General features: G+C 48.0%; 10 protein-coding genes. 2 read left to right on the top strand and 8 right to left on the bottom strand.

Annotation, left to right across the window (positions count from 1 at the left end; translation table 11 throughout):
• Positions 1-71 precede the first annotated feature (71 nt).
• Positions 72-290, bottom strand: a complete 219-nt coding sequence (locus K7G97_RS09140) for a hypothetical protein (protein ID WP_223040387.1) — start codon at positions 288-290, stop codon at positions 72-74.
• Positions 287-1,573, bottom strand: coding sequence for a right-handed parallel beta-helix repeat-containing protein (locus tag K7G97_RS09145; RefSeq protein ID WP_223040388.1), 1,287 nt, complete (start codon positions 1,571-1,573; stop codon positions 287-289). The genes K7G97_RS09140 and K7G97_RS09145 overlap by 4 nt, the downstream gene beginning before the upstream one ends.
• A gap of 117 nt (positions 1,574-1,690) precedes the next feature.
• On the opposite strand from K7G97_RS09145, the gene K7G97_RS09150 reads away from it, so the two are divergent.
• The gene (locus K7G97_RS09150; RefSeq protein WP_223040389.1) at positions 1,691-2,269 is read left to right on the top strand and encodes a hypothetical protein; all 579 of its coding nucleotides are present in this window, start codon (positions 1,691-1,693) and stop codon (positions 2,267-2,269) included.
• A 36-nt stretch (positions 2,270-2,305) separates the two neighbouring features.
• On the opposite strand, the gene K7G97_RS09155 is transcribed toward K7G97_RS09150, so the two are convergent.
• Positions 2,306-2,920, bottom strand: coding sequence for a histidine phosphatase family protein (locus tag K7G97_RS09155; RefSeq protein WP_223040390.1), 615 nt, complete (start codon positions 2,918-2,920; stop codon positions 2,306-2,308).
• Between the two features lie 144 nt (positions 2,921-3,064).
• Here K7G97_RS09155 and K7G97_RS09160 point away from each other — a divergent pair, with 144 nt between their 5' ends.
• The gene (locus K7G97_RS09160; protein WP_223040391.1) at positions 3,065-3,952 is read left to right on the top strand and encodes an alpha/beta hydrolase; all 888 of its coding nucleotides are present in this window, start codon (positions 3,065-3,067) and stop codon (positions 3,950-3,952) included.
• A 62-nt stretch (positions 3,953-4,014) separates the two neighbouring features.
• Here the strand turns inward: K7G97_RS09160 and K7G97_RS09165 are convergent, their stop codons facing one another.
• The 5 genes from K7G97_RS09165 to K7G97_RS09185 form a co-directional block, all read right to left on the bottom strand.
• Positions 4,015-5,415, bottom strand: coding sequence for an MFS transporter (locus K7G97_RS09165; RefSeq protein WP_223040392.1), 1,401 nt, complete (start codon positions 5,413-5,415; stop codon positions 4,015-4,017).
• A 205-nt stretch (positions 5,416-5,620) separates the two neighbouring features.
• Positions 5,621-6,331, bottom strand: a complete 711-nt coding sequence (locus K7G97_RS09170) for a hypothetical protein (protein ID WP_223040393.1) — start codon at positions 6,329-6,331, stop codon at positions 5,621-5,623.
• Positions 6,328-6,858 (bottom strand): nucleotidyltransferase family protein, encoded by a 531-nt coding sequence (locus K7G97_RS09175; protein ID WP_262415729.1) that lies wholly within the window; start codon positions 6,856-6,858, stop codon positions 6,328-6,330. The genes K7G97_RS09170 and K7G97_RS09175 overlap by 4 nt, the downstream gene beginning before the upstream one ends.
• Positions 6,848-7,834, bottom strand: coding sequence for a quinone oxidoreductase family protein (locus K7G97_RS09180; RefSeq protein WP_223040395.1), 987 nt, complete (start codon positions 7,832-7,834; stop codon positions 6,848-6,850). Before K7G97_RS09180 ends, K7G97_RS09175 begins: the two co-directional genes overlap by 11 nt.
• A gap of 97 nt (positions 7,835-7,931) precedes the next feature.
• On the bottom strand, positions 7,932-8,855 hold the full coding sequence (locus K7G97_RS09185) for a DMT family transporter (RefSeq protein WP_223040396.1): 924 nt from the start codon (positions 8,853-8,855) through the stop codon (positions 7,932-7,934).
• Positions 8,856-8,930: the final 75 nt, after the last annotated feature.

The raw sequence follows: 8,930 nt of genomic DNA on the forward strand, positions 1-8,930 counted from the left end.
CTAATTGAAGTTCCCTCCCTATTTCGAGGATGATTAAATGAATTCCTTGTTATTTTCGATTAATTCAGGTGTTAATTTGAACGCTTTGTTTTCCATACCATGAACAATAGAATCGCCGGAATGAGACAGATGATTGCATCGGTAACGGTCGGCAGTCGTAACGCGGGACTTGTTAAAAAACGAACGCCTTCCACCGTCCAAATCGTTAACATACAGGCGGTCAACGCTGCAAGCCGCCAGCGTCTTGGAATCCGAATCCAGAAAGCGAGGAGTCGCTCCGATAACTTCATCTTCCTTCCACCTTTCGGACCGCTTTCAGAAAGCTTCGTTCCGTTTTATAGGAGGCGTCGCGCCACATGAAACGTTTTGTATGCTTGAACGTATTTTTTTCAAACTGATTTCCAGAACTCGTCTTGAAGTAATGGGCGACACTTAACGAACCATCGAATGTGTTCCCGATGATCTTGTTGTCTTGGACATCATGCTGGACGAGCAATTGACCACCCTCGAGCCCTTTCGTATCATTCCCGATCAGCTGATTTTGCTCGATCCGGACACGTTTTGTACCGCCCCGCTTCGTGTCATACCCACCAATCGCAATTCCGGTGTAGACATTTTGCCGTACCTCATTCTGGCGGACGATGATATCTTCTGCGTACCGTCCGGCATGTTCACTCGTCACTTCAATCCCGATATCACTCGCTTCGACGAGATTCTTCTCAATCGTCAAATTCTTCCCACCATCGACATAGATACCGGCTGCGCTGTATTCCTTCCCGTAAGCAGGATTGCCGTAGCTCGACGTCCGGTAGACACGATTTTCCGACACGACGCCCTCACGGACGTAGTCGTCTTTTTTAGACTGAGCAATCCCTTCGTGTCCGATCAAATCAATGCCGATGTTGTCGTTATCCCGTACGACGTTCTTCGTCACCCGGAAATGTTTGACGTTTCCGTTTAAGACGAGGGCTTCGCTGAAACCGAGACGATTTTGCTCGACTCGGTTGCCGGAAATCGTCAGGTGACGAATCGCTCCCGTTCCGTAAACGGCGATGCCGTGTGCATTCCCATCTTTCGCGAGCGTCTTGATGTCGCGAACCGTATTGTTCTTCAACGTGATGTAGGATCCTGATCCCGTGACCAAAATGCCAATCGGTGTCGCGTCCGTTCGTTTCGACTGAACGGCTTCGATCGTCAGTCCTTGGATTGTCACATATTTTCGATCCTTAATCTGTATGATCGGTAAGGTTGCGTCTCGATCTTTAATGTTTTCCCCATTTAAGACGACTCGTTCTTGTTTATAATTCCGAAAGACGATTGGATGTTGTTTCGTTCCACTTTGTCTAACGTCCAGCTTCTCGTGATACGTTCCTTTTCGCAAGTAGACCGTCGTACCCGCAGTCGCTTTTAGTGTCGCTTGCCGGATTGTTTTAAACGGGTGCTTCAACGTGCCTGTATTTTTATCACTGCCGTTCGGTGCGACGTATAACGATTTTGCCGTCGATTCGGCCTCTTCACTTGTCGAGGCACAACCGACGAGCAGGACGGTTGCTAATAACCATTTGCCTTTCATGATTTCCTCCTTTATTTAGCAAGAACATTGTTGGTATAATCTAGGTATCATTTCTAATTTTTTGAATATTTCAATTTCATCCCGATTCACCATGACTACGGAAAAGAGGAACACGTCATGAAATATGCTCTCTTATTCACCCTAACCTTCTTGCTTGCTGGTTGCACAACGGAAGCAACCGTCCTTCCAAAAGAAACCGTCAAGATCAAGAAGTCTTCCTTTTCGATTACACCCTCTACCGCAAAGGACGCGTCGCAGCAACAGCGGACATTTTTCTTAACTGGTACACTCGATCGCCCGCTCCAGCTCAAGGCGGTCCAATTTGACGATACAGAACCACCAGAGGTGCTGATCGACAAATCGATTCCTGCCGGTACATATGATCGCACACCGTTCCAGTTGACGTATGATTTGAACCTACTCAACGATTCGCATGCCTTCACCTATTCGCTTGATGCGAAGAATGGTATTCCTGAGACGAAAACGGCCTATACCTTACCTCAAAACGTCCAGACTGACAGCGGTCAATTCAATGATCAAAAACAGACGAATGTTTCGTTCTATCCCTTACTCCTCAAACGCTATACGACAGGAGAATCGATCATCGGTCGCTCAATCGACACGTTATCCACTCCTCACCTAAAGGTCAGAAAACAAGAAGGCGCAATTTTGATTTATTTGACGAAATCACGATAAGGAGAACGGCGGACCGAGAAAAAGTCCGCCGTTTTTTTAGTCTGCTATGACATGCGACATGTCAGCTTCTAATCGAATCACGGCTTCCCCATCCCTGTATTCAACGATCGTCAAACTCGTTCCATGAATGAACGGCGGATCCCATAATGTCGCGAACGGCTTTCGTTGAAGATATGTCAGCAAGATGTTAAGGAAGATGCCGTGGGTGACGATTAAGATGTTTTCGTCTTCTTCATGATCTGCCAGTCGTTCCAAAAATGATAGAATGCGCTCCCGGACCGCGTCAAAGGATTCTCCACTCTCTGGTATGTAGGTATGCGGCGTTTGCCAAAACGCAGCATGAGCAAGCGGGTGTGCGACTTCAATTTCCGCCGCCGTCCGCCCTTCCCAGGTCCCCATGTGCATTTCACGCAATCGATCGTCGATGGTGACCGGAATCGCTGGATCGAGATCCAACATTCGAACTGTTTCTCGGACGCGACCAATCGGACTGATGTAGAGGTGATCCAGATGAACTTTACGTAAGCGGTGACCAAGGTCCCGCGCATTTTGCCTGCCCTTTGCTGTCAAGGGAGAGTCTTCCCAGCCTTGCATTCGTTTTTCTAAGTTCCATTCCGTCTCGCCATGACGCGTAATGTAAAGTGTTGGCATCTGTTCCATCCTTTCGATTTCTAGTTTCTTTCAAAAGTGTATCAAACTCTGGCTGCTTTTTCCTTCAACTAGAGAAAACGAATCCAGAAGAGCAATTCACCAATCCGTTCGGTATGATGAAGATAGACCTAAAGGAGGAATTCGATGAATCGCCAAGAGATGATTGACCTTGCCAAACAAATCCGCTCGGATGAGGAACGACCTCAAGTCACACCTCCTCATCCACCGCAAGCGACCACGACTACGCTACACGTGCCGACTTCAGTCGGAGATGTCCGAGTGTTGTGTCACTCACCGATTGATGCAGCAGAACCGCTACCTGGATTCATCAGTTTCCATGGCGGCGGTTTCATCACCGGAACGCCAGAGATGGATGAACCATGGAATCTGTTTCTCGCTGAGACCGCCAACTGTCATGTTCTCAATGTCGAGTACCCGTTAGCGCCGGAGCATCCGTTTCCTGTTCCGGTCCACGTCGCCTATGAAGTCGTTCAATGGATTTTCCAACATGCTGAGACGCTACATCTCGATGCGGCGCGCATTGCGATTGGAGGGCATAGTGCCGGTGGGAATCTTGCGACTGCCATATCGTTATGGAACGCCGAGCAGACGTATCCGGTTCCGCTCATCGCTCAAATCCTTGATTATCCTCCGCTCGATCTCGCGACGGATCCCGCGGACAAACCGTTCTTCGAAGAAGCGATACCAGCTGAACAGGCACGTCAGTTCAATGCGATGTACATCGCACGACCGGAAGACGCGTACCATCATCTCGCTTCACCACTTTATGCGGCTCAACTCGAAGCATTACCACAGACGCTCGTCCTGACGGCGGAGCTCGACTCGCTGGCGCAGGAAGCGCGGCAGTATGCGAAACGTCTTCAAGCGGCAGGTGTCGCTGTTGAGCACCAGGAATTCGCCGGTCAAGCTCATGCCTTTACACACCACGGGGACATCGACGCGGCGCTTCAGGCGTGGCAACGGATTGCTGATTTTCTTCGGCATGCCTTTCAAGCTACTGAACGTTCGTAATGTCGCATTATGAAGTACAACAGTCCCTCACTCCATCGAGTAAGGGACTGTTTGGTTTGCCGTTATTCGTTTTTGTTATCTTCTTTCCACCACAGGGCATCTTCTGGATTTTTTGCAATTTCATGGACTTCCTGTTCCGAAGCAACGGTCGGATGTGATCCTTTTAGCGCCTTCCCTGCCGTGTTCTCAAAGAAAAAGAAGAACGTGATGAAGCCGATGACGCTGACGGCTGTCAGGTAGTACGCAGGCGCAAGAGGGTCCTGCGTCGTATGCACGAGCCAGGTCGAGACGAGTGGGGTCGTCCCTCCGAAGATCGACACCGCAATGTTAAACGTGACGGAAAGCGTCCGGTACCGCACATCGGAATAAAAAATACTTGGCAACAAACTTGGCATCGTTCCCTCAAAGATTGACAAGAAGAAACCAAGGATGAAGATTCCGAGACCGACGTATAGCAACCAGTCTTGACCGATTAGGAAAAATGACAGGATTGATGTGAAGGATAATCCCGTCAATCCTAGCAAGACTAGTCGGCGATTGCCGCGCCGATCGCTCAGGCGACCAAACGAGAAAGCGAGCGGAATCATGACGATCATGACACCTGTGATCAACATCGTACTCGTCGCACTCGGTAGACCAATGATTTCGTCCAGATAAGACGGCATATAGGATAACAACATATAGTTCGTGATGTTATAAAAGGCAACGGCGATGAAGCAGACGATGATATCTTTCCGGTGTTCTTGAACGATCGTTCGAAACGTCGCCTGTTCCTGCTTACTTTCATTGATCTCATTCTCGAAAATCGGTGACTCATCCAGGTGACGCCGGAGATACAGACCAAATAATCCGAGCGGTGCGCCTAAGATGAAGGGAATCCGCCATCCCCAAGATGACATTTGATCGTCTGACAAAGAGACGAACAAAATCGTCGCTAGCACGGAAGCCAGAATGTACCCGGCTAATGTTCCGATTTCAAGACCACTGCCATACGCACTCCGGTGTTTATCGGGTGAAGATTCGGCGATATAGACCATCGCCCCAGCATATTCACCACCGGTTGAAAAACCTTGCAAGACTCGTGCCAAGAGTAAAAGAATTGGTGCCCAAACACCGATTTGATCATACGTCGGCAGCAATCCAATCAATAAGGTCGAAAATGCCATCATGACGATCGTTGTCGTCAAAACGACTTTTCGTCCCAGACGGTCACCCATACGCCCAAAAATTACGCCTCCGAGTGGTCGCATCAAAAAGGCAATCGCAAACGTCGCGAACGTAAAGACGAGTTTCAGTTCATCATTTTCCACACCACTAAAGAAGTTTTGACTGATGATGACGGCGAGGTAGGAGTACAGTCCAAAGTCAAACCACTCCATCGCATTGCCGATTCCGGTCGCATAGACACTCTTTTTCGTTTGCGCCGGATCGACGACGTTGACGCGTTCCCTTTTGAATCGCATGAAATTCTCACTTCCTTTACTATGAATGCGTTACGGTTAACATCTCACCTCACCTTTTTGATCATCGATCACTTTCATTATTTTCAACATATGATTGCATGAATAAGATTCCCCCTATGCATGACCGATAAACGCTTCTTGACCTCAACCATATACAATTTCTCGTAGGGTTACGGAAAATAAAAAAAGACCCACCGAGGCGGATCTAAAAGTCATCGGATAGTTCCGAAATCGGACTGTCAGGAGATGCCGTTATGAGCCGGAGCAGGACTTGTTCCGGTCGATCACTGACGATCCACATCACGTCCGTTCCGTTTTGGTAGGCAAGATTGAGCTGTTTCCCTTGCTTTTGAACGTGTACCTTCAATCCGTTAACGGTACGTATCCGTTTTCCAAATTGTGCCGGAATCTGCTCACTTTTCAGTCGTGTCTCAATCACCGTGTAATGACGATTCGTGACAATTTTCGTCGTCATTTTTTTCTTGTTTCCTTCCCACGCTAGACTCCCTTCGATCGACTCGCCTTTCGTGGATTGATCCCGAATGAGATCCATCGAACTGCTTAACATCCAGTTCGACTTCTTTTCATAAATCATTAGCGAATCATATCGTCCATCGATGACGCTTGCTAGCAGTAAATTATAGTCATCGAATCGCGCGTCCACTTGGAAATCGTCTTGCTTTAACGTATAGGTGGACTTGTCACTCAAGTCATACTTAAACTGATGCTCGGCCGTCTCTATAGCAGTCGGGTAGGACCCACTGTCGAACAAACTCGTACCATCAACTTGAATCTTTTCCTTCACCTCGTTCTTTTCCGGTGCGCATCCGCTGATACAGAGGAGTCCTACTAGTAGAAGCGGTATCGTTTTTTTATAACTGATTCGTTTCATCACATACGCTCCTTCTTGTTTCATGTACATATTTGTAGACCCGGGTCGTCTTGCCATCCTTTTTCGATCACCCGTCGCTGAAAAATCGAATGACGCGCGGTACCGACTTGAAAAGATGGCGTCGGTCGAATGATCCGATCCATAAAGTCATCTGCTCCATATGGAAGGTAAAGTTCAAAATCTGGTCGTCTCGTCACGCCGATTGCTGTGACGGTCTCAGGAAACTGTGAAATCGCATCCGTTGCGGACTGATAAGGTGGTAATCCATTGACGAGATGCATTCGCGTTTGATTTTTAACAGACCACGGCAAATCCAATAATTTTCGTAACTGTTCTTCATGACGTTTTTCCGTGGCTTCCGAAAGATCAGTAGGATCGAAATAGACGATATCGATGTCCGATGTCGCCTGTCGTTCGACGTTCCAAATTTTCGAACGTAAGACACCGGCACAGATCCACCAATCAGGCAAGTGGAGTGTCGCTACCAACGCTAGCATCTTTTGTAACTCATGATCGTTTCGTAATCGCTGTTCAATTTCTTTATGATCCACACTCATCTCCTCCGATTCGTAGAACTATTTTCCCTTGATACTGTCGGGATTCCATCAACTGATGTGCCTCTTGCACTTCTGATAGTTGAAACTCGTGAATCATCGGCATCTTCAATTTCTTATTTTCGAGTAGAAGCAGGATATGGGATGCAGCCCGTTTAATCCGATTTGGATCCAATTGACGCGTCGTTCCAAGGCTAAATCCACGAATCGTCCGGCAACTGGCGTGGACATCAGTCGTCGAGAGCTCACCTGCTGATCCGCTACTGTTACCAAATTGTACGAGTGTCCCGTAATTAGCGAGACAATCAAGACTTTTTCGCGTTACGTGACCTGCGACAGAATCAAAAATGACATCTGCTCCCTTCCCATTCGTCAACAAAAGGACGTTTTCGGCAAAATCATCATATGTGAATACATGTTCCACACCAAACGATTGTACGTATTTTATTTTCTCAAGATTTCCTACTGTTGCGATGAGTTGCTTCACACCTCTATGTAACGCAAGCTGAATCAATGCAGTTCCTACTCCACCTGCTGCACTATGGATAATGATTGTGTCGGTCGGCTTCACTTGACCAATTTCAGTCAGTAACATCTCGCTCAGAATTCCTACCGTAGTAAATAAGGTTGCTTCGCGCAACGAGATCGATAGTGGGACTCGATATACGAGTCGCTCGTCCGCTCGAACGATTTCGGCATATGATCCGGTTTTTGCAAATGCCATGACACGATCGCCTATTTGAAATGCCGAATTTGGGTTAGAAGCTATTACAATGCCGGTTACGTCTAAACCAAGTACGAACGGAAACGTACCCGTTGCTTTTCCTCCTCGGCGTTGTTTAATATCAGCAAAATTCACACCCGCCCAAGCAACTCGAATCAAGACCTCTCCAGGGTTAAGTACTGGATCCAAACATTCATCTTGTTGAAGCACGTTAGCCTCTCCGTATGTATGTTGTATGATACGTCTCATCTTATTCCTCCTTATCATCCTTTCATTTTACCTCATATTTCCATTTAAAAGCATAAAAATAGACATCTGCAACCGACGGATTGCAGATGTCTTTGATTTACAGCCGAATCAATACGATACCACCAAGCATGATGAGCAAGCTGACGATTTGCACCCCTGTGACTGGTTGTTTTTTTGCACCGAACCAACCGAAACGATCAATCAATAGGCTGCCAGTCAGAAGACCGATCGTCACGATGACGACAGCGAGTCCTGTACCGACGAGCGGAACGATGAAGGCATTCCCGGCAACGAACAACGCACCGATCAATCCACCGATCCAAATCCAGGCAGGTAAGGATTGCGACCGATCGATGTGCCACTTCGTTCGGAGGATCAGATTCAGCAATAGCAAGCTAATCGTACCGATGACAAATGAAATCAAGGCGCCTTTGACGGCTGACCCGAGAACACTTCCGAGATGACCATTGATCGCCGTCTGGGCAGCACTCATCATTCCGGTTAGAATTCCGAGCAGACGCCAGACAAACAACGAGTTTTCTGTTGATCCCACCTGCTGTTTACGACGGCGTGCGAAATAATCACCGAGGGCGACCGTCCCAACGACACCGAGTAACACTAGCACTGCACCGATGACCCGTGTCAACGAAAGTGTCGTGACGTTCGCTTCAAACAATCCAAAATGATCGATCAACAGTCCCATGATGACTTGACCGAAAATTGGCATGATGACCGTTTGGACACCACCGAGTCGCGGAAACAGCAAGATGTTTCCGGTCAAATAGATGACGCCGAGCAACCCTCCACCCCAAATCCAGAACGGTTCATCGGCGGTAGCTGAGAGACCTGTAAAATCCCCATCGACGAGCAAGACGAGAAGCAGTAAGAAGAGTGAGCCGATCGAAAAGGAAATCAGCGAAGCGAGGAACGGTGAACCGACGACACCCCGTAATCGTGTATTGACACTCGTTTGAACCGGTACGAGCAGACCGATGATGAATCCAATGATGATCGCAAGCATACGAGGACCTCCTTCTTCATGTGCCTTTCCATCATACGGCAGTCTCGCACGCGGAAGCGACCGGAATGCTCAAAA

The sequence above is a fragment of the Exiguobacterium acetylicum genome (assembly GCF_019890935.1).
Classification (GTDB): domain Bacteria; phylum Bacillota; class Bacilli; order Exiguobacteriales; family Exiguobacteriaceae; genus Exiguobacterium_A; species Exiguobacterium_A abrahamii.

Bases quoted from the DNA above. Each gene is read 5' to 3' on its own strand.
- K7G97_RS09140 (WP_223040387.1), bottom strand. From the start codon at position 290: ATGAAGTTATCGGAGCGACTCCTCGCTTTCTGGATTCGGATTCCAAGA.
- K7G97_RS09145 (WP_223040388.1), bottom strand. From the start codon at position 1,573: ATGAAAGGCAAATGGTTATTAGCAACCGTCCTGCTCGTCGGTTGTGCC.
- K7G97_RS09150 (WP_223040389.1), top strand. From the start codon at position 1,691: ATGAAATATGCTCTCTTATTCACCCTAACCTTCTTGCTTGCTGGTTGC.
- K7G97_RS09155 (WP_223040390.1), bottom strand. From the start codon at position 2,920: ATGCCAACACTTTACATTACGCGTCATGGCGAGACGGAATGGAACTTA.
- K7G97_RS09160 (WP_223040391.1), top strand. From the start codon at position 3,065: ATGAATCGCCAAGAGATGATTGACCTTGCCAAACAAATCCGCTCGGAT.
- K7G97_RS09165 (WP_223040392.1), bottom strand. From the start codon at position 5,415: ATGCGATTCAAAAGGGAACGCGTCAACGTCGTCGATCCGGCGCAAACG.
- K7G97_RS09170 (WP_223040393.1), bottom strand. From the start codon at position 6,331: ATGAAACAAGAAGGAGCGTATGTGATGAAACGAATCAGTTATAAAAAA.
- K7G97_RS09180 (WP_223040395.1), bottom strand. From the start codon at position 7,834: ATGAGACGTATCATACAACATACATACGGAGAGGCTAACGTGCTTCAA.
- K7G97_RS09185 (WP_223040396.1), bottom strand. From the start codon at position 8,855: ATGCTTGCGATCATCATTGGATTCATCATCGGTCTGCTCGTACCGGTT.